Source organism: Halomonas caseinilytica (genome assembly GCF_001662305.1).
Lineage (GTDB): Bacteria > Pseudomonadota > Gammaproteobacteria > Pseudomonadales > Halomonadaceae > Halomonas > Halomonas caseinilytica.
The window spans coordinates 165,470-183,314 of sequence record NZ_BDEP01000013.1 but is presented as its reverse complement, the minus strand read 5'-3'; the positions used below and the strand labels follow the sequence as shown (position 1 = coordinate 183,314).

General features: G+C 63.9%; 16 protein-coding genes. 12 read left to right on the top strand and 4 right to left on the bottom strand.

Annotation, left to right across the window (positions count from 1 at the left end):
* Window positions 1-36: 36 nt before the first annotated feature.
* From murC to lpxC, 6 genes are all read left to right on the top strand, one after another.
* Window positions 37-1,449, top strand: a complete 1,413-nt coding sequence (murC, locus tag A9O65_RS07385) for a UDP-N-acetylmuramate--L-alanine ligase (RefSeq protein WP_064701771.1) — start codon at window positions 37-39, stop codon at window positions 1,447-1,449.
* Window positions 1,446-2,363, top strand: coding sequence for a D-alanine--D-alanine ligase (locus A9O65_RS07380; RefSeq protein ID WP_064698810.1), 918 nt, complete (start codon window positions 1,446-1,448; stop codon window positions 2,361-2,363). The genes murC and A9O65_RS07380 overlap by 4 nt, the downstream gene beginning before the upstream one ends.
* Window position 2,364: 1 nt before the next feature.
* Window positions 2,365-3,090, top strand: a complete 726-nt coding sequence (locus tag A9O65_RS07375) for a cell division protein FtsQ/DivIB (RefSeq protein ID WP_064701770.1) — start codon at window positions 2,365-2,367, stop codon at window positions 3,088-3,090.
* A gap of 197 nt (window positions 3,091-3,287) precedes the next feature.
* Window positions 3,288-4,577, top strand: coding sequence for a cell division protein FtsA (ftsA, locus tag A9O65_RS07370; RefSeq protein ID WP_064698808.1), 1,290 nt, complete (start codon window positions 3,288-3,290; stop codon window positions 4,575-4,577).
* Between the two features lie 34 nt (window positions 4,578-4,611).
* Window positions 4,612-5,799, top strand: a complete 1,188-nt coding sequence (ftsZ, locus tag A9O65_RS07365; protein ID WP_064698807.1) for a cell division protein FtsZ — start codon at window positions 4,612-4,614, stop codon at window positions 5,797-5,799.
* A gap of 112 nt (window positions 5,800-5,911) precedes the next feature.
* Window positions 5,912-6,823 carry a UDP-3-O-acyl-N-acetylglucosamine deacetylase gene (lpxC, locus tag A9O65_RS07360; RefSeq protein ID WP_064698806.1) on the top strand — a complete coding sequence of 304 codons (912 nt, stop codon included), beginning with the start codon at window positions 5,912-5,914 and terminating at the stop codon, window positions 6,821-6,823.
* 88 nt (window positions 6,824-6,911) lie between these two features.
* Here lpxC and A9O65_RS07355 read toward each other — a convergent pair whose 3' ends face one another.
* Complete coding sequence (locus tag A9O65_RS07355; RefSeq protein WP_082919948.1) at window positions 6,912-7,331, bottom strand: DUF721 domain-containing protein; 420 nt, start codon at window positions 7,329-7,331, stop codon at window positions 6,912-6,914.
* Window positions 7,332-7,484: 153 nt separating this feature from the next.
* On the opposite strand from A9O65_RS07355, the gene A9O65_RS07350 reads away from it, so the two are divergent.
* The 4 genes from A9O65_RS07350 to A9O65_RS07335 all read left to right on the top strand — a co-directional run bounded on the left by A9O65_RS07350 (window position 7,485) and on the right by A9O65_RS07335 (window position 12,967).
* The gene (locus A9O65_RS07350; protein ID WP_064698804.1) at window positions 7,485-7,850 is read left to right on the top strand and encodes a hypothetical protein; all 366 of its coding nucleotides are present in this window, start codon (window positions 7,485-7,487) and stop codon (window positions 7,848-7,850) included.
* Window positions 7,851-7,910: 60 nt separating this feature from the next.
* The gene (secA, locus tag A9O65_RS07345) at window positions 7,911-10,634 is read left to right on the top strand and encodes a preprotein translocase subunit SecA (protein ID WP_064701769.1); all 2,724 of its coding nucleotides are present in this window, start codon (window positions 7,911-7,913) and stop codon (window positions 10,632-10,634) included.
* 66 nt (window positions 10,635-10,700) lie between these two features.
* The gene (argJ, locus tag A9O65_RS07340) at window positions 10,701-11,930 is read left to right on the top strand and encodes a bifunctional glutamate N-acetyltransferase/amino-acid acetyltransferase ArgJ (RefSeq protein WP_064701768.1); all 1,230 of its coding nucleotides are present in this window, start codon (window positions 10,701-10,703) and stop codon (window positions 11,928-11,930) included.
* An 89-nt stretch (window positions 11,931-12,019) separates the two neighbouring features.
* Window positions 12,020-12,967 (top strand): Nudix family hydrolase, encoded by a 948-nt coding sequence (locus tag A9O65_RS07335; protein WP_064698801.1) that lies wholly within the window; start codon window positions 12,020-12,022, stop codon window positions 12,965-12,967.
* 162 nt (window positions 12,968-13,129) lie between these two features.
* Here A9O65_RS07335 and A9O65_RS07330 read toward each other — a convergent pair whose 3' ends face one another.
* On the bottom strand, window positions 13,130-14,032 hold the full coding sequence (locus A9O65_RS07330; protein WP_064701767.1) for a carbon-nitrogen hydrolase: 903 nt from the start codon (window positions 14,030-14,032) through the stop codon (window positions 13,130-13,132).
* Complete coding sequence (locus A9O65_RS07325) at window positions 14,029-15,087, bottom strand: agmatine deiminase family protein (RefSeq protein ID WP_064701766.1); 1,059 nt, start codon at window positions 15,085-15,087, stop codon at window positions 14,029-14,031. The genes A9O65_RS07330 and A9O65_RS07325 overlap by 4 nt, the downstream gene beginning before the upstream one ends.
* 145 nt (window positions 15,088-15,232) lie before the next feature.
* Here A9O65_RS07325 and A9O65_RS07320 point away from each other — a divergent pair, with 145 nt between their 5' ends.
* Window positions 15,233-16,474: a lipoprotein-releasing ABC transporter permease subunit gene (locus A9O65_RS07320; RefSeq protein WP_064698798.1), complete on the top strand. Its 1,242-nt coding sequence runs from the start codon at window positions 15,233-15,235 to the stop codon at window positions 16,472-16,474.
* The gene (locus A9O65_RS07315; RefSeq protein WP_064698797.1) at window positions 16,467-17,192 is read left to right on the top strand and encodes an ABC transporter ATP-binding protein; all 726 of its coding nucleotides are present in this window, start codon (window positions 16,467-16,469) and stop codon (window positions 17,190-17,192) included. The genes A9O65_RS07320 and A9O65_RS07315 overlap by 8 nt, the downstream gene beginning before the upstream one ends.
* Here A9O65_RS07315 and A9O65_RS07310 read toward each other — a convergent pair.
* Complete coding sequence (locus A9O65_RS07310) at window positions 17,098-17,757, bottom strand: DUF2062 domain-containing protein (protein WP_064701765.1); 660 nt, start codon at window positions 17,755-17,757, stop codon at window positions 17,098-17,100. The two genes, A9O65_RS07315 and A9O65_RS07310, sit on opposite strands and share 95 nt — an antisense overlap.
* Window positions 17,758-17,845: the final 88 nt, after the last annotated feature.

Below are 17,845 nucleotides of genomic sequence, written 5' to 3'. Positions count from 1 at the left end.
CAGTCGACCCTGCCCCGTCATGGTCGAGGGTTGGGGATGCGCCGCATCCGGCGTATTCACTTTGTCGGTATCGGCGGAGCCGGCATGTGCGGCATCGCCGAAGTGCTGGCCAATCAGGGATATGCGGTCAGTGGCAGTGACCTCAAGCTCTCGCCGGTGGTGGCACGCCTGCGAGAATGCGGCATTGCGGTTGCCATCGGCCATGCCGAGGAAAACGCCCGGGAGGCCGATGTGGTGGTGGTCTCGACAGCGGTCGACGACACCAACCCCGAGATTCGCTGGGCACAGGAGAATCGCATACCGGTGGTGCGTCGGGCCGAGATGCTCGCCGAGTTGATGCGCTTTCGCCATGGTATCGCCGTGGCCGGTACCCATGGCAAGACGACCACGACCAGCCTGACCGCGACCCTGCTCGGTGAAGGCGGACTCGATCCGACCTTCGTGATCGGCGGTCGCCTGACCAGCGCCGGTGTCAATGCGCGCCTGGGCGAGGGCGACTACCTGGTGGCCGAAGCCGACGAATCGGATGCCTCCTTCCTGCACCTGCAACCCATGGTCGCCATCGTCACCAACATCGATGCCGACCATATGGCGACCTACGGCGGCGATTTCGAGCGACTCAAGCAAACCTTCATCGAGTTCCTGCACAACTTGCCCTTCTATGGGCTGGCGGTACTTTGCATCGATGATGCCAACGTGCGCGGGTTGATCGAGCGGGTCAATCGCCAGTTCGTCACCTACGGGTTCAGCGAGGATGCCGATTATCGGCTCGAGGATTTCAAGCAGAATGGGGGCGAGGTGAGCTTCACCGCACGCCGTCCCGATGGCCTGGCGCCGCTTGCGGTACGCCTGGCCATGCCCGGCGAGCACAACGCCCTGAACGCCCTGGCCGCCATCGCGGTGGCCAGTGACGCGGGAGTCGATGACGCGGCCATTCTGCGCGGCCTGGAGAGCTTTGCCGGCGTCGGGCGTCGTTTCCAGGTGCATGGCCATTTCGCTGCGCCACGAGGCGAGGGCGAGGTCATGCTGGTGGACGATTACGGCCATCATCCCCGGGAAGTGGAGATGGTGATCAAGGCGGTCCGCGACGGTTGGCCCGAGCGTCGTCTGGTGATGGTCTATCAGCCGCATCGCTATTCGCGCACCCGTGACCTGTTCGAGGATTTCGTGCGCGTGCTGGCGGGAGTCGATACGCTGCTGCTGCTGGATGTCTACAGTGCCGGCGAGTCGCCGCTGCTGGGAGCCGATGGCCGTACCCTGGCAGGCTCCATTCGGCAGCGCGGCGAGGTCGATCCGATCTTCGTGCAGGACAAGAGCGAGCTGCCGGAGCTGCTGGCCAAGGTATTGTGCCCCGGTGATATCCTGATCACCCAGGGCGCCGGTGATGTGGGCGGGATCTCCCAGCAGCTTTCCGATGCCAGGCTGGTACTTGACGAGGTGAATCTATGACGGTCGACCATGGACGGGTGGTGGTGCTCTACGGTGGGGATTCCGCCGAACGTGAGGTGTCACTGAAAAGCGGCGAGGCGGTGCTGGGAGCGCTCGAGCGCAGCGGCGTGGCGCCGATCGGCTTTGATCCGGCCGAAGGAGGATTGACGGGACTCGAGGCGCTGGCGCCGGATCGGGTGTTCATTGCCTTGCATGGTCGGGGCGGTGAGGACGGAACGCTGCAGGGCGCCCTGGAATTGCTGGGCATTCCCTATACTGGCAGCGGCGTGCTGGCATCGGCGCTGGGTATGGACAAGCAGCGCACCAAGCTGATCTGGCAGGCCCTGGGGCTGCCGACCCCAGAATGCGTGATGCTGAAGGCCGACGCCGATTGGCAGGCCGTGGTGGAACGTCTCGGGTTGCCGCTGATCGTCAAGCCCGTACACGAAGGCTCGACCCTGGGCATCACCATTGTCGATAGCGCCGAAACCCTGGCGTCGGCCTACCGGGATGCGGCGCGTTATGACACGCGGGTCATGGCCGAGCGTTTCATTCAAGGCGAGGAATATACGGTGTCGCTGATCGGCGACGAGGAATTGCCGGCGATCCGCGTGGAAGTGCCGGGTGGCTTCTATGATTACGAAGCCAAATACCTGTCCGACGAAACGCTTTACCACTTGCCGTGCGGTCTGTCCGAAACGGAAGAGCGAAGGCTGGCCGAGCTCTGTCGTGCGGCCTTCGAGGCCATTGGCTGCCAGGGCTGGGGGCGCGTCGATGTCATGCGCGACGAGCAAGGGCGTTTCTGGTTGCTCGAGGTCAATACCGTGCCGGGCATGACGGATCACAGCCTGGTGCCCCAGGCCGCGGCTCACGCCGGCATTGACTTCGATGCGCTGGTCTTGCGTATCCTCGATACCGCTGGTCGGTGCGACTGATATGGCGCGTCGTTCCTCCCTCATCGGTATTGTGCTGCTGATGCTCTTGCTCGGCGCCGGAGGGCGAGCCCTTTGGCTCTGGCTGGATCGTCCCATCGAGCGCGTCTCCATCGGAGGCGAGTTGCACCATGTCAGTGCTGATTACCTGCGGGATCGCCTGGCGCCGCTCGTCCAGGGACAGACCTGGTTGTCGGTGGATATCGATACCTTGCGGGAGCGAGCCAGGGATATTGGTTGGTTGCGCGAGGTGAGGGTGCATCGCGAGTGGCCCAATGCCCTGCGTTTCGAACTGGAAGAGCAGGTGCCGGTAGCGCGCTGGAACGATGATCGGTTGCTGAATGCGCAAGGCGAACCTTTCTCCTTCGCCCCCGTGACGCCGCCGGAGGGATTGCCGGATCTGTCCGGCCCTGAAGGCAGCGGCCCTGAGGTGCTGGCTTATCATGATCAACTGGTGTCGCGTTTTGCCGACCAAGGGCTCGACGTACGCCAGTTGCGGCTTGAGGCGAGGGGGGCCTGGCGCTTCCAGTTGGATGACGGTGTCTGGGTGATGCTGGGACGTAATCATCGCTCTGGGCGCCTGGAGCGCTTCGAGGCTGCCTGGCGTCGAGAGCTGGGTGAATGGGCGTCGCACATTCGCTACATCGATCTTCGTTATCCCAATGGTGTCGCCGTTGCCTGGCATGGTGAAACGGAACCCGTCGAAAGCGATTCGAAAGCGGAAGGCTAACCGATCGAATTGCCGAATTGTCCGCCCGACGTGGCCTGGGGGGATTCCTTTAATGCGAAAATAACCGTATCGTTAAGACACGTTTTTCGGTTACGGGCTGGTGGAACGGCGTAAGTTGTTCCTATAATTAGTCCAGATTTTTCGTGACAAACATGCATTTCCCCTAGCGGGTCTGGCTCGAGGAGAATTCCCGGCTCATGGCAGGTCCTTCCAATGTGTCCAATATGGTAGTCGGGCTGGATATCGGAACATCCAAGGTCGTGGCGATCGTGGGGCAGCCCACGGACGATGGCGGAATTGAAATCGCCGGTATCGGCTCCCACCCCTCTCGAGGAATGAAGAAAGGGGTGGTGATCAACATCGAGTCCACGGTGCAGTCGATTCAGCGCGCCGTGGAAGAGGCCGAGCTCATGGCCGGTTGCGATATTCATTCCGTGTACGTGGGAATCGCCGGGAGCCATATCAGCTCGATGAATTCCGACGGTGTGGTGGCGATCAAGGAGCGAGAAGTCGCCTCTTCCGACATCGATCGCGTCATCGATTCGGCCCGTGCGCGGGCCATTTCCGAGGGGCAGCGCGTCTTGCACGTGCTGCCCCAGGAGTTTGCCATCGATACCCAGGGCGGTATTCGCGAGCCCCTGGGCATGTCCGGGGTACGTCTCGAGGCGCGGGTGCATCTGGTCACCGCGGCGCTCAACGCGGTACAGAACATTGAGAAGTGCGTGCGCCGCTGCGGGCTCGACGTGGACGCCATCATCCTCGAGCAACTGGCGTCCAGCCATGCCGTGCTGACCGAGGATGAGCGTGAGCTCGGCGTGTGCGTGGTGGATATCGGAGGGGGAACGACCGATATCGCCGTATTCACCGAAGGCGCCATCCGTCATACGGCGGTGATTCCCATTGCCGGGGATCAGGTGACCAACGATATTGCCATGGCGCTGCGCACGCCGACCCAGCATGCCGAGGAAATCAAGGTCAAGTATGCCTGCGCACTGACGCAGATGGCTTCCAGCGACGAAATGATCAAGGTGCCCAGCGTCGGCGATCGGGCGGCTCGCGATCTGTCGCGGCAGTCGCTGGCCGAGGTGGTGGAGCCTCGTTACGAGGAACTTTTCACCCTGGTGCGTGACGAATTGCGGCGCAGCGGTTACGAGGATCTGGTGGCTGCCGGTGTGGTATTGACCGGAGGCACGGCACGCATGGAAGGCGTCGTCGAGTTGGCCGAAGAGATCTTCCACATGCCGGTGCGCATCGCTTGCCCGCAGAATGTCCGCGGGCTGGCCGATGTGGTGCGTAACCCGATTTATTCGACGGGGGTCGGTTTGCTACATTACGCTCTGAATGAGACCCGTCAGGGACTCGGCCATCCGGAGCGCGATGGTGGCTTCTCGGCGCAACCGAGACGGGAAGACGTCTCCCGGCGTGGACCAGAGGAAGGGATTCCGGCGCTGGTAAGGCTCAAGAGCTGGTTCAAAGGAAATTTCTGACAGGGCCGCCCGAGCGGTCCAGGAGACGGGGCTAATGTTCGAACTCGTGGATAGCGCACCTTCTAGCAGTGCGGTTATCAAGGTGATCGGTGTCGGTGGCGGTGGTGGCAACGCCGTCAACCACATGGTCGAGAGCAGCATCGAAGGCGTGGAGTTCATCTGTGCCAATACCGATGCTCAAGCACTGAAGAGCGTGTCGGCCAAGACCGTTCTCCAGCTCGGTAGCGAGATCACCAAGGGCCTGGGAGCTGGTGCCAGCCCCGAGGTCGGCCGTCAGGCGGCCATGGAGGATCGCGAGCGCATCGCCGAGCTGCTGGGTGGTGCCGACATGGTCTTCATCACCGCCGGCATGGGCGGAGGAACCGGAACCGGTGGTGCACCGGTGGTAGCGCAGGTTGCCAAGGAACTCGGCATCCTCACCGTCGCGGTGGTGACGCGTCCCTTCCCCTTCGAAGGGCCCAAGCGGATGCGGGCCGCCGAGGAGGGCATGAAGGAACTCTCCGAGCATGTCGACTCGCTGATCACCATTCCCAACGAGAAGCTGCTGTCGGTGCTGGGCAAGAGCGCCAGCCTGCTGACTGCCTTCAGCGCCGCCAACGACGTCCTGCTCGGTGCCGTTCAGGGCATCGCCGAGCTGATCACCAGCCCCGGCATCATCAACGTCGACTTCGCCGACGTGCGCACCGTGATGTCCGAGATGGGCATGGCAATGATGGGCACGGGGGGCGCGACTGGCGAGAACCGCGCTCGCGAGGCGGCCGAGAAGGCCATCCGCAGTCCCTTGCTCGAAGACATCGATCTGCACGGTGCCCGGGGCATTCTGGTCAACATCACCGCTGGTCCGGATCTCTCCATCGGGGAGTTCAACGACGTGGGTGCCACGGTTCAGGAATTTGCGTCCCAGGATGCGACCATCGTCGTCGGTACTTCCATCGACATGGAGATGAGCGACGAGCTGCGCGTTACCGTGGTGGCGGCCGGCCTGGATGGCCAGCAGCGTCAGACTTCGACGGCGAATCGCGAGGCAACGCGTCGCAGCGATGCGGCTGCCGTGCGGCAACAGGCGGCTGCCAGTCGCGCGCATCAGAACCGTACCGCCGCTGCGTCCAAGCCGGAGCCGCAGGAATCTCCGCGCTCGCAGCCGCAGTCGGATTCGCGCAAGTCCCAGGAGCTGGATGACTATCTGGACATTCCGGCCTTCCTGCGGCGCCAGGCCGATTGACGCGATTTATTGTTCGCATAGGCAGTGGTCGATGATGTTATTTTTGTTGAAACGTGCGTTCGGTGTTATAGTGAACGGTGTTTGATAATCAACGACTGCCTGGCGAACGCCCATGATTAGACAACGCACGCTCAAGAACGTCATTCGCGCCACTGGCGTCGGCCTGCATTCCGGCAAGAAGGTCTACCTGACCCTGCGCCCCGCACCCGTCGACACTGGCATAGTCTTCGTGCGCACCGACCTGGAGCCCGAAGTCCAGATCCAGGCGCGTGCCGAGAACGTCACGGACACGACCCTGTGTACTGCCCTGTCGCAGGATGGTGTCAAGGTGGCGACCGTCGAGCACCTGATGTCCGCCCTTGCCGGCCTCGGCATCGACAATGCCTATGTCGATGTGAGTGCCCCTGAGGTGCCGATCATGGATGGTAGCGCCGGTCCCTTCGTGTTCCTCATCCAGTCGGCGGGCATCGCCGAGCAGGAGGCGCCGAAGAAATTCATCCGCATCAAGCGCGAAGTGATGGTCCGCGAGGGCGACAAGGAAGCGATCTTCCTGCCCCACCAGGGGTTCAAGGTCTCCTTCGCCATCGACTTCGACCACCCGGTGTTCGAGGATCAGAAGCAGACCGCCACGGTCGACTTCTCCACGACCTCCTTCGTCAAGGAGGTATCCCGCGCTCGTACCTTCGGTTTTATGCGCGATCTCGAACACCTGCGCTCGAACAATCTGGCGCTCGGTGGCAGTCTCGACAACGCCATCGTGGTCGATGATTATCGAATCGTGAACGAAGGCGGGCTGCGTTATGACGATGAGTTCGTCAAGCACAAGGTTCTGGATGCCATCGGTGATCTCTACCAGCTGGGGCACAGCCTGATCGGCGAATTCCGTGGCGTGAAGTCTGGTCATGCGCTGAACAATCAGCTGTGTCGCGCGCTGGTCGCCAATCCCCAGGCCTGGGAGATCGTCACTTTCGAAGACGATGCCCAGAAGGCGCCGATCTCCTATGCGGCGCCCGCCATGGCCTGACATCGTCTCGGTGTTTCGTTGCAGCGCAGTCCTTGACCGCCGCCCTTACCGGGCGGCGGTTTCGTATGGCGGTACGATGTCGGCGGAGTCAGGTTTCCGCGTGTGAGGCGAGGCGCTCCAAGGCGCGTTTCAAGCGGGGGTCGTCGACGTCGGCGGCGCAACTGGACAGCTCATCGGCAGCACGGGCGGGGAGATGGCGTGTCTGGCGTACCGGTGCCTTGGGCGGGCGCACCGGGCGAACCTTGAGGTCGAAGCCGCTGACCGCCTCGAAGCCGGCAAGCTCGTGGAGTCGTTTCAACAGTCGCGGCTGTTCATAGCGGAGTCTCGTCAGCCAGGTGGCGCGGTCCGTGATCAAGGTCAATCGGCCCTGGCGGAAGCCGCCGACATAAAGGTGCTCTCCGAGTTCGGCAGGGAGGTGGGCGCGAAGATGTTCCTGGGCACGCTCGATCAAGCGTGCCGTCCGCATCAATGATCCCAGCTCACCCCGGCCTTCCAGGAGCCTCGACATGGGCTGTGCTCGGAACCGCTTAACCTTTATACTCATCAGCTTGATTCTCGGGGCATCCCCCTGACGTGATTCTCGGTCGCCGCGCCGCCTCGGGCGGATGTCGACGACCTTACGACAGCCAGAGCCTAGCACGCACGGGAGTTTCTCGACAGCATGGCCTCTCTTTCCACGGACATTCGCGCCCCTTCGGCGCCGTCGCGACGCCCTCGAGGCGCGCCGGCGCGCTGGTGGCTGGCCGGGTTGCTGGTGGGCTGCCTGTTGCCGGCGGGTCTGGCCCAGGCTGAGTGGCGTCCTGTCGAACGTGTCGTGCAGATGTGCATCCTGGCGCCGGCCCTGATCCGTGCCAGCTCCCGGCAACTCCAGGCAAGGCGCCGCTCGCGGCGCCGCTGGCTGTCCCGGATGGCGCCTTGTCGTCCGGTCGGGCAGCCCCTTCCAGTGGTATGCCGCGAGCCGCTGCGGGCCGTCGCGGCCCATGATGTCCTGACGCGCCGTGGCCCGCCATCCCTCCTGTCGGGATGAGCGACGAAGCGGCCGGACCCGAGAGCCGGCCGGATGCCACATGCAGTGACAGGACCCTTCATGATCAACACCCTGCTACGTAAGGTCGTCGGTTCCAAGAACGACCGTGAAATCAAGCGCATGAACCGTATCGTAACGCGTGTCAATGCGCTGGAATCGGAATACGAGGGTCTCGATGACGCGACCCTCAAGGCGCGGACCGAAGTCTTTCGCGAGCGGCTGAGCAATGGCGAGACACTGGATGCCCTGCTGCCGGAGGCGTTTGCCACGGTTCGCGAAGCCAGCAAGCGCGTCATGGGCATGCGCCATTTCGATGTGCAGATGGTCGGTGGTATCACCCTGCACAATGGCCGCATCGCCGAGATGAAGACCGGCGAGGGCAAGACCCTGGTGGCGACCCTGGCGGTCTATCTCAATGCGCTGCCCGCCAAGGGCGTGCACGTGGTGACGGTGAACGACTATCTGGCCTGCCGTGATGCGGACTGGATGCGTCCGCTGTACGAGAGCCTCGGGCTGACGGTTGGGACCATCTATGCCGGTCAGAGCCCGGAAGCGAAGCGCCGTGCCTACGGTTGCGACATCACCTACGGAACCAACAACGAGTTCGGTTTCGACTATCTGCGCGACAACATGGCCTTCTCCCTGGAGGACAAGGTTCAGCGCGACCTGCACTTTGCCATCGTCGACGAGGTGGACTCGATCCTGATCGACGAAGCGCGTACGCCCTTGATCATTTCCGGGGCCGTGGACGAGAACACCGAGCTCTATCGGATCGTTGACCGACTGGCCACGGGCCTGACGCCGTGCAGTGACGAGGAAGATCCGGAGAGCGGTGATTTCACGCTGGACGAGAAGCAAAAGCAGGTGGAACTCACCGAGGGCGGGCATAACAAGGTCGAGGAGTTGATGCGCGCCGAGGGCCTGCTCGGCGCCGAGGACTCGCTCTATGCGGCCCAGAACCTCAACCTGCTCCAGCACATGCACTCGGCCCTGCGTGCCCGCCACCTGTATCACCGTGATGTGGACTATATCGTCCACGAAGGGCAGGTGGTGATCGTCGATGAGCACACCGGGCGAAGCATGCCGGGCCGCCGCTGGTCGGAAGGGCTGCACCAGGCCGTGGAGGCCAAGGAAGGCGTGACCGTGCAACGCGAGAGCCAGACGCTGGCCTCGACGACCTTCCAGAACTATTTCCGCCTCTACGACAAGCTGTCCGGGATGACCGGCACCGCCGATACCGAAGCCTTCGAGTTTCGCCAGATCTACGGGCTCGATGTGGTGGTGATCCCGACCAACCGTCCGCTGATCCGCAAGGACCAGAACGATCTGGTCTATCTGAGCGCCGAGGAGAAGTTCAACGCCATCATCGAGGACGTCAAGGAGCAGACCGAAAAGGGGCGCCCGGTCCTGGTGGGGACGGCTTCCATCGAGACCTCCGAATACCTGGCCGAGTTGATGCGCAAGGCGGGGCTCGATTTCAACGTGCTCAACGCCAAGCAGCACCAGAGCGAGGCCGAGATCATTGCCCAGGCGGGGCGTCCGGGTGCGATCACCATCGCCACCAACATGGCCGGGCGTGGTACCGACATCGTGCTGGGGGGCAACTGGGAAGCCGAGGTCGCCAAGCTGGAGTCTCCCGACGAGACGCAGATCGAGCGTATCAAGAGCGAATGGCAGGCGCGCCACGAGGCGGTGCTGGCCGCCGGCGGTCTGCATGTGATTGGCTCCGAACGCCACGAGTCACGGCGCATCGACAACCAGCTGCGCGGTCGTTCCGGCCGGCAGGGTGATCCGGGGTCGACCCGCTTCTTCCTGTCCTTGGAAGACAACCTGATGCGTCTGTTCGGCTCCGATCGCGTGCAGCGGCTCATGCAGGCCATGGGGCTGGAAAAAGGCGAGGCCATCGAGCACAAGATGGTCTCCAACGCCGTCGAGCGAGCCCAGAAGAAGGTCGAGGGACGCAACTTCGATATCCGCAAGCAACTGCTCGAGTATGACGACGTGGCCAACGATCAGCGCCGCGTGATTTACGAGCAGCGCAACGACATCCTCGGGGCCGAGGACGTTTCCGAGAATGTCCTGGGGATCCGCGAAGAGGTGCTGGATGAGGCCATCACCAGCTTCGTGCCACCCCAGAGCCTGCCGGAGCAGTGGGATCTGACGGGGCTCGAGGCGCATCTCAAGAACGAGTTCAACCTCGATGCGCCCGTGGTGGAATGGTACGAGAACGACGAGCGCTTCCATGAGGAGCAACTCCGCGAGCGTCTCCAGACCATGCATCGCGAGGCCTACGAAGAGAAGGTCGCGGTCGCCGGTCCCGAACTGATGCGGCGCTTCGAGAAGCAGGTCATGCTGCAGGTGCTGGATACTCGCTGGAAGGAACATCTGCAGTCCATGGACCACTTGCGTCGGGGCATTCACCTGCGCGGTTATGCACAGAAGAACCCCAAGCAGGAATACAAGCGCGAGTCCTTCGAGCTCTTCCAGTTGCTGCTCACCAACATCAAGTCCGATGTCACGCGGATCCTCAGTCACGTCAAGGTGCGTCAACCCGAGGAAGTGGAAGAACTGGAGCGTCAGCGTCGCGAGTCTCTGGAGCGGGAACAGGCCGCGTCTGCCAATCGGCGGGAGGATGTCGCAGACGAGGCGCCGGAGTCTCCGGAACCTGCGCTTGGCAACGATGGCCGTCCGGCCCGTCGTGAAGGGCCCAAGGTTGGGCGTAACGATCCTTGCCCCTGTGGTTCAGGGAAGAAATTCAAGCAGTGCTGCGGCAAGCTGAGCTGAATACAATGCCTGCGCGGCATCTCGCTTGGTAGTGTTATTGTCCTGACTCATTGAGGAGTATTCGCCATGGCGGTGGGTGAATCACATTTCCCGGCAATGCCCAGGATCGAGGGGCTGCGGCTGGGCACGGCGATGTCGGGCATCAAGACAGCGGACCGTCGTGACCTGGTGGTGATCGAGGTGCCGGAAGGCGCCTCCGTGTCCGGCACCTTCACGCGCAATGCCTTTTGCGCCGCGCCGGTGACGGTGGCGCGTGAGCACCTGGCGGCCTGTGCCACCCGCGGCACGGCGCCACGCTATCTGGTGATCAACACTGGAAACGCCAATGCTGGCACCGGCGAGATTGGCCTGCGCGACGCCCGGACCACTTGCACGGAGCTGGCCGGACTCGTCGATGTGGAGGCCACCTCGGTACTGCCGTTCTCCACCGGCGTGATCGGCGAGACGCTGCCCATGGACCGCTTGCTGGCGGGCCTGCCCGAGGCGTTGCGTGCCCTGGATGATGGCCCCGAGGGCTGGGCGGCGGCGGGTGAGGGCATCCTCACCACCGATACCCGGGCCAAGGGAGCCAGCGTCGTGGTGCCCTTGGGTGACGAGACCATCACCATCAATGGCATCAGCAAGGGCTCGGGCATGATCAAGCCCAACATGGCGACCATGTTGGGCTTCGTGGCCACCGACGCGGCCATTGCGCCGGCCGTGCTGGATGACGTGCTGCGCGAAGCGGTGGCGCATTCCTTCAATTGCATCACCGTGGATGGCGACACCTCCACCAATGATGCCTGCATGCTGATCGCCACGGGGCGCGGTGCGGCGGTGAACGATGAACATCGCCTGGCCGCGTTCCGCGACGGACTGCAGCGGGTGATGAATGAACTGGCACAGGCCATCGTGCGTGACGGTGAGGGGGCGACCAAGTTCGTCACCCTTCAAGTGGATGGTGCGGTGACCCGCGACGAGGCGCTGGATGTCGCCTTCACGGTGGCGCATTCTCCGCTGGTCAAGACGGCACTGGCCGCCAGCGATGCCAACTGGGGGCGGATTCTTGCCGCCGTGGGGCGGGCCCCGGTGGCCGATTTCGATGTCTCCAGGGTGACCATCGACCTCGGTGGCGTGCGACTGGTCGAGCAGGGCGGGCGTGCCCCGGGCTATACCGAGGAAGCCGGCAGCGAGGCCATGGCCCAGGAAGAGATCGGCATTCGCATCGATCTGGGACGTGGGGATCGCGGTGCCACCGTATGGACCACGGACCTGACGCGGGAATACGTCGCCATCAACGCCGATTACCGTAGCTGAACCGGCGGGCGACAGCGTTCGCGAATCGATGAGCCCCATAGCAATCCCCGCCGCACGCGGCGGAAACGTTGGAAAGGTGAATGAACACAATGGTGAAAAGAAGGGTGCATGTGGCGGCTGCCGCCATCATCAGCGCCGATGGTCGTGAGGTCTTGCTCGCCCGGCGGCCGTCCAATGTGGATCAAGGCGGCCTCTGGGAGTTTCCCGGGGGCAAGCTGGCACCCTACGAGACGGGGCTGGAGGCGCTGAAACGCGAACTGCACGAGGAGTTGGGCGTGGAGATTCGTCGTGCCCAGCCATTGATCCGTATCCATCATGAATACGCTGACAAGCACGTGCTGCTCGACGTCTGGCAAGTGCATGATTTCGCCGGCGAGCCTTTCGGCCGTGAGGGACAGGCGGTACGTTGGGTGCCCATGGAAGAGCTGCATGGCTATCCGTTCCCCGCGGCCAACCTGCCGATCCTGCGTGCGGTGATGCTGCCCACCGAGTATCTGATCAGTGCCGAGGAAGACGACGAGGACGTATTCCTGGAGCGTCTGGAACGCGCGATGCGCGAGGATGGCGTGCGCCTGGTACAACTGCGTGCCAAGACGCTGGATGAAGACGCCTACGTGGCCCGGGCCGAGAAGGCGCTGGCCTTGTGCCGGCGTTTCGAGGCACGCCTGATGCTCAACGGGGAGCCGACGCTGCTGGAGCGGGTGGATGCCGATGGCATCCACCTGACCAGCGAGCGGCTGATGAGCCTGGAGCGCCGCCCGATCAGCGAGGAGAAATGGCTCGCGGCGTCGACTCATGATCGCGAGCAACTGGATCAGGCGCATCGGATCGGCTGCGATTTCGTCACCCTCTCGCCGTTGCGCACCACACCGTCGCACCCCGAGGTGGCGCCGATCGGCTGGCACGATTTCCAGCAGCTCGTGGAGCATGCCGGCATGCCGGTCTTCGCGCTGGGCGGCATGACGCGCCACGATGCCAACCACGCCCGTGCCGTCGGCGCCCAGGGTATCGCCTCGATTCGCGACTTCTGGAAGTGACCGGTTTTGCCGGAGCTAAGCTATAAGCTGTAAGAAAAACCCTCCCGGCGATGCCGCGGAGGGTTTGATGTTTCTGGGGAAGGAACGTCGAAGGCGTCGATGAGCATCTCGAGGCCGATATCAACGCTGTAGCATCGAGTTCAGACACTTTTTGCACAGTTCCTAGTCCCGGTAGCGTCGAGACAGATCACCATAGGCGTCGATGCGCCGGTCGCGCAGGAAGGGCCAGATGCGGCGGGTCTGCTCGCCACGTGCCAGATCCAGCGTCACCAGCAGGCGTTCGGCCTGTTCGCCACCGTGGGCCAGCATTTCACCCTGGGGGCCGCAGATGAAGCTACCGCCCCAGAAGTCGATGCCTGGGCCGATGCCGGAAAGGTCCGCTTCGTGGCCGACGCGGTTGGCGACGATCACCGGTAGGCCATTGGCCACGGCATGGCTGCGCTGGATCAGTGTCCAGGCGTCCTTCTGGCGGGCCTTCTCGTCATCGTCGTCGGGCGGGTGCCAGCCAATGGCGGTGGGGTAAAGCAGCAGCTCGGCGCCGGCCATGGCCATCAGGCGGGCGGCCTCTGGATACCACTGATCCCAGCAGACCAGCACGCCGAGCCGTCCCACCGAGGTGTCGATGGGAGTGAAACCCTGGCCGCGAGCCGCGTCGTGATCCCCGGGCGTGAAATAGAATTTTTCGTAAAAGCCCGGATCGTCGGGAATATGCATCTTGCGATACTGGCCGACCCGGCCCTGCTCGCGGTCATAGACCACGGCAGTGTTGTGGTAGACGCCCGGCGCGCGACGCTCGAACACCGAGCCCATCAGCACGATACCGAGCTCTGCCGCCAAGGCTGCCAGGCGTTGCCCGGTGGGGCCGTCCAGCGGCTCGGCCAGGTCGAACAGCTCGGGATCCTCGTACTGACAGAAATAGTGAGTGGCGTGCAGTTCCTGGAGCACCACCAATTCGGCGCCGGCCCCAGCGAGCTCGCGTATGCCGGCTTCGCTTTCGGCGAGGCTGCGTGACTTGTCGGGCCAGGCGGGCTGCTGGACCAGGCCGGCCTTGAGGGTGCGTGTCATGAGCCATCTCCTTCGCGGTGGCGGTCGAGGGTGCCGCGTGGCAGTTGCATGGTCAGACAGTGCAGACTGCCATGTTGGCGGATCATCGTGGAGGCGTCGATGGGCACGATGTCGCGGTCCGGAAACGCCTCGCCGAGCGTGGCCAGGGCGAGCGTATCGGCGGCATCGCCGTAGATCGGAACCAGGACCGCGCCGTTGATGATCAGGAAGTTGGCGTAGGTGGCAGGCAGGCGGTGGCCGTCCTCGGGATCGAAGCAGGGGCTTGGCCAGGGTAGCGCGATCAGGCGGTAGGGCGAGCCGTCGGCACGGCGCAAGGCGCGCAGCTCGGTCTCCATGGCCGCGAGCTCGGGGTAGTGGGGGTCGTCGGGATCGTCGCAGCGCATGTAGGCGATGGTGGCGGGGTCGCAGAAGCGTGCCAGGGTGTCCACGTGGCTGTCGGTGTCGTCGCCTTCCAGGTGGCCATGGCGCAGCCAGAGTACCCGCTCGATACCGAGATCCGCGGCCAGGTGTGCCTCGATGTCCCGTCGCGCGAGGCCGGCATTGCGATTGTCGTTGAGCAGGCAGGCCTCGGTGGTCAACAGGGAGCCTTCCCCGTCGGTATCGATGGCGCCGCCTTCCAGGATCAGCTCGCGCGACTGCAGCGGACAGGCGTAGGCGCCGGCGGCATGCAAGCGCCGGGTCAGATCGTTGTCGCGCGCGGCTTCGAACTTGCCGCCCCAGCCGGTGAACACGTAGTCCAGCAGCAGTGGGCTGCCATCTCGCTCGACCGTCAAGGGGCCGTGATCGCGGGTCCAGGTATCGTCAGCCTCGGCCACTATCAGGTGTAGGCGGTCGTCGGGAACGCCGAGCCAAGCGAAACGCTCGGCCAGCCGATCACGGACCATGGCGTTCGGCACGGCGATCAGCACGGCCTGGTAGCGGGCAATGGCCGTCACCAGGCGCTCGAGCGTCGCTTCGATGCGCTCGAAAAGGGGGCGCCAGTCGCTGTCGGGACCGGGCCAGGTCAGTTGCACGGCGTCCTGGGGCGCCCATTCGGGCAGCAGGCGATTGGCCATGGAGCGGGCCTCATGAGGGGGACGGAAAGCGCGAATGTAGGCCGGCGAAACCGATGATGCAAGGATCGCGCAAATGCAGGGGCAGGGCGATGCACCCAGAACCAAAAAGCCGTACCATGAGCGCCCGCCGACAAGGAACGCTGATATGCTGGATCGTCTGCCACTATTGATCGGGTTGCGCTATGTTCGCGCCAAGCGGCGCAACCACTTCATCTCCTTCATTTCCCTGACCTCCATGCTGGGCCTGACGCTCGGCGTGGCGGTGCTGATTCTCGTGCTTTCCGTGATGAACGGCTTCGACCGGGAATTGCGGACCCGAATACTGGGCATGGTACCCCATACCCAGATCGAGAAGCCCTCGGGCATGACCGAGTGGCAATCGCTCGCCGAGCGCTTGACGCAGCGCGAACATGTCATCGGTGCTGCGCCCTATGTCGAGCAGCAAGGCATGTTCGCGGTAGGCGGACGCAATCATGGCGCCATGGTCAACGGCATCGACCCCGACTGGGAGCGTGATGTCTCGATCATCGACGAGCACATGTCACAGGGCAGTCTCGACGACCTGGTGCCGGGAGAATGGAACGTCGTGCTGGGCGAGATCCTGGCGCGCCAGCTCGGGGTCGGCGTGGGCGACAGCGTGACGCTGCTGGTGCCCGAGGCCTCGATCACCCCGGCTGGCGTCTTCCCCAGGCTCAAGCGCTTCACGGTCAGCGGCATCTTCAGTGTCGGTGCCGACCTGGATGCCAACCTCGCCTATGCCAACATCGAGGACATGCAGACCCTGGCGCGGATGGGCGACGACGTGGGTGGCCTGCGTCTGGAGCTCGACGATCTGTTCAAGGCCGGCAGCGTGACCCGGTCGATCATCGATGAACTGGGGCCGGGCTATCGGGGCCTCGACTGGACCTACACGCGGGGCAACCTCTTCCAGGCGATCCAGATGGAGAAGCGCATGATTGCGCTGCTGCTCACCGTGATCATCGCGGTGGCCGCCTTCAACATCGTCTCCACCCTGGTGATGGTGGTCACCGACAAGCATGCCGATATCGCCATCCTGCGCACCATCGGCGCCACGCCACGCTCGATCATGGGCATCTTCATGGTCCAGGGACTGGCGATCGGCGTGATCGGTATCCTGATCGGCGTGGGGCTCGGCGTTCTGCTGGCCTTGACGGTGTCCGACATCATCGCCTTCGTCGAGTCGACCTTCGGCATTCACTTCCTCGACGCCGGGGTCTATTTCATCAGCGAGCTGCCCTCGCAATTGCTCTGGTCCGACGTGGGCAGGATCGTTGCGGCGGCCTTCGGCCTGACGTTCCTGTCGACGCTTTATCCGGCCTGGCGCGCCGCCAGGGTCCAACCTGCGGAGGTGCTGCGCTATGAGTGACACGGCCATGACTCGAGACACGGCAGCCGCCGAGGTGATGCTGGAATGCCGCGAACTGACGCGGGTCTATCGCGAGGGTCCGCGCGACCTCACCGTGCTGGATGCTTTGGAAATGCAGGTACGAGCCGGCGAGCGGGTCGCCGTGGTGGGCAGTTCAGGGTCGGGCAAGACGACCCTGCTCAACCTGCTGGGCGGCCTGGATCGCCCCAGCCAAGGCGAGGTACGTGTTGCCGGCGAGGTGCTGCACACCATGGGCGATGCGGCTCTGGGGCGTTTTCGCAATCGCCATATCGGCTTCGTCTATCAGTTTCACCATCTGCTCGCCGAATTCACCGCGCTGGAGAATGCGGCCTTGCCGCTGATCGTGCGCGGTCAGCGCAAGCGCGAGGCCGAGTCTCGCGCCATGGAAATCCTGGCGCGGGTCGGCATGCGCGAGCGGGCCGCCCACAAGCCTGGGGAACTGTCGGGTGGCGAACGTCAGCGCGTGGCCATCGCCAGGGCCTTGGTCACCGATCCGAGCCTGGTGTTGATGGATGAGCCCACCGGCAATCTCGATCAGTCGACAGCGGCGAGCATCCTGGCATTGATGGATGAGCTGTCCGAGACGGCGGCGTGCGCCTTCGTCATCGTGACCCACGATCCGGGTCTGGCCGCGCACCAGGATCGTGTCCTGCGTCTGGATGGCGGTCGCCTGACCGACGAAGCGTCTCGCGACTGACCTCTCCCTTCAGGACCGGCCCGCCCGTTGGCCGGTCCATCTGCCGGAGGTGCCGCCGCCGTGCGGCGCGGCGCTTCCAGCTGCGCACGACCTGCCATCGCCATAGCAGCCGAATGATCAGACTGCCGGCAATGCCGCAAACCACCGCTGCCGCCAGCGAGCCGAGTGCCAGTGCCGGGAGGATGTCGAGCATCTGCTCGGCGACCCACCGGGTCGAGAGCTGCTCGGGTGCTGCACGCACCGGGCCGTCCAGCAACCAGGCGCCGAGTCGATAATTGCCGTAGAAGATCAGTGGCATGGTCAGGGGGTTGGTGATCCATACCAGCCCCACGGACAGGGGCAGGTTGGCGCGCAGGAACCAGGCGCCCAGGGCGGCCAGGGCCATTTGCCCAGGGATTGGCAGCAGGGCACAGAAGAGCCCCACGAAGAAGGCGTTGGCAACGCTGCGCCGGGACAGCATCCACAGTGACGGATTGCCGATCAATTGGCCCATGAAGCGCAGCGAGCGTTGGCGCCTGAGCGTATCGGGATGTGGCAGGTAGCGCTGCAGGAGTCGGCGCGGCATGACAGGAGGCTCGCGGCTTCGAAACTGGAGCTATTATCCATACAAGCCGTGCAGCTCGCCACGCCGTTCGGGTGAGCGGTCGGTTTTT

Excerpts from the sequence above, each read along its gene's own strand:
- murC (WP_064701771.1), top strand. The coding sequence starts at position 37 with ATGCGCCGCATCCGGCGTATTCACTTTGTCGGTATCGGCGGAGCCGGC.
- A9O65_RS07325 (WP_064701766.1), bottom strand. The coding sequence starts at position 15,087 with ATGGCCAATCGCCTGCTGCCCGAATGGGCGCCCCAGGACGCCGTGCAA.
- ftsZ (WP_064698807.1), top strand. The coding sequence starts at position 4,612 with ATGTTCGAACTCGTGGATAGCGCACCTTCTAGCAGTGCGGTTATCAAG.
- A9O65_RS07335 (WP_064698801.1), top strand. The coding sequence starts at position 12,020 with ATGGTGAAAAGAAGGGTGCATGTGGCGGCTGCCGCCATCATCAGCGCC.
- ftsA (WP_064698808.1), top strand. The coding sequence starts at position 3,288 with ATGGCAGGTCCTTCCAATGTGTCCAATATGGTAGTCGGGCTGGATATC.
- A9O65_RS07310 (WP_064701765.1), bottom strand. The coding sequence starts at position 17,757 with ATGCCGCGCCGACTCCTGCAGCGCTACCTGCCACATCCCGATACGCTC.
- argJ (WP_064701768.1), top strand. The coding sequence starts at position 10,701 with ATGGCGGTGGGTGAATCACATTTCCCGGCAATGCCCAGGATCGAGGGG.
- A9O65_RS07315 (WP_064698797.1), top strand. The coding sequence starts at position 16,467 with ATGAGTGACACGGCCATGACTCGAGACACGGCAGCCGCCGAGGTGATG.
- A9O65_RS07355 (WP_082919948.1), bottom strand. The coding sequence starts at position 7,331 with ATGTCGAGGCTCCTGGAAGGCCGGGGTGAGCTGGGATCATTGATGCGG.
- secA (WP_064701769.1), top strand. The coding sequence starts at position 7,911 with ATGATCAACACCCTGCTACGTAAGGTCGTCGGTTCCAAGAACGACCGT.
- A9O65_RS07375 (WP_064701770.1), top strand. The coding sequence starts at position 2,365 with ATGGCGCGTCGTTCCTCCCTCATCGGTATTGTGCTGCTGATGCTCTTG.
- A9O65_RS07320 (WP_064698798.1), top strand. The coding sequence starts at position 15,233 with ATGCTGGATCGTCTGCCACTATTGATCGGGTTGCGCTATGTTCGCGCC.
- A9O65_RS07380 (WP_064698810.1), top strand. The coding sequence starts at position 1,446 with ATGACGGTCGACCATGGACGGGTGGTGGTGCTCTACGGTGGGGATTCC.
- A9O65_RS07330 (WP_064701767.1), bottom strand. The coding sequence starts at position 14,032 with ATGACACGCACCCTCAAGGCCGGCCTGGTCCAGCAGCCCGCCTGGCCC.
- A9O65_RS07350 (WP_064698804.1), top strand. The coding sequence starts at position 7,485 with ATGGCCTCTCTTTCCACGGACATTCGCGCCCCTTCGGCGCCGTCGCGA.
- lpxC (WP_064698806.1), top strand. The coding sequence starts at position 5,912 with ATGATTAGACAACGCACGCTCAAGAACGTCATTCGCGCCACTGGCGTC.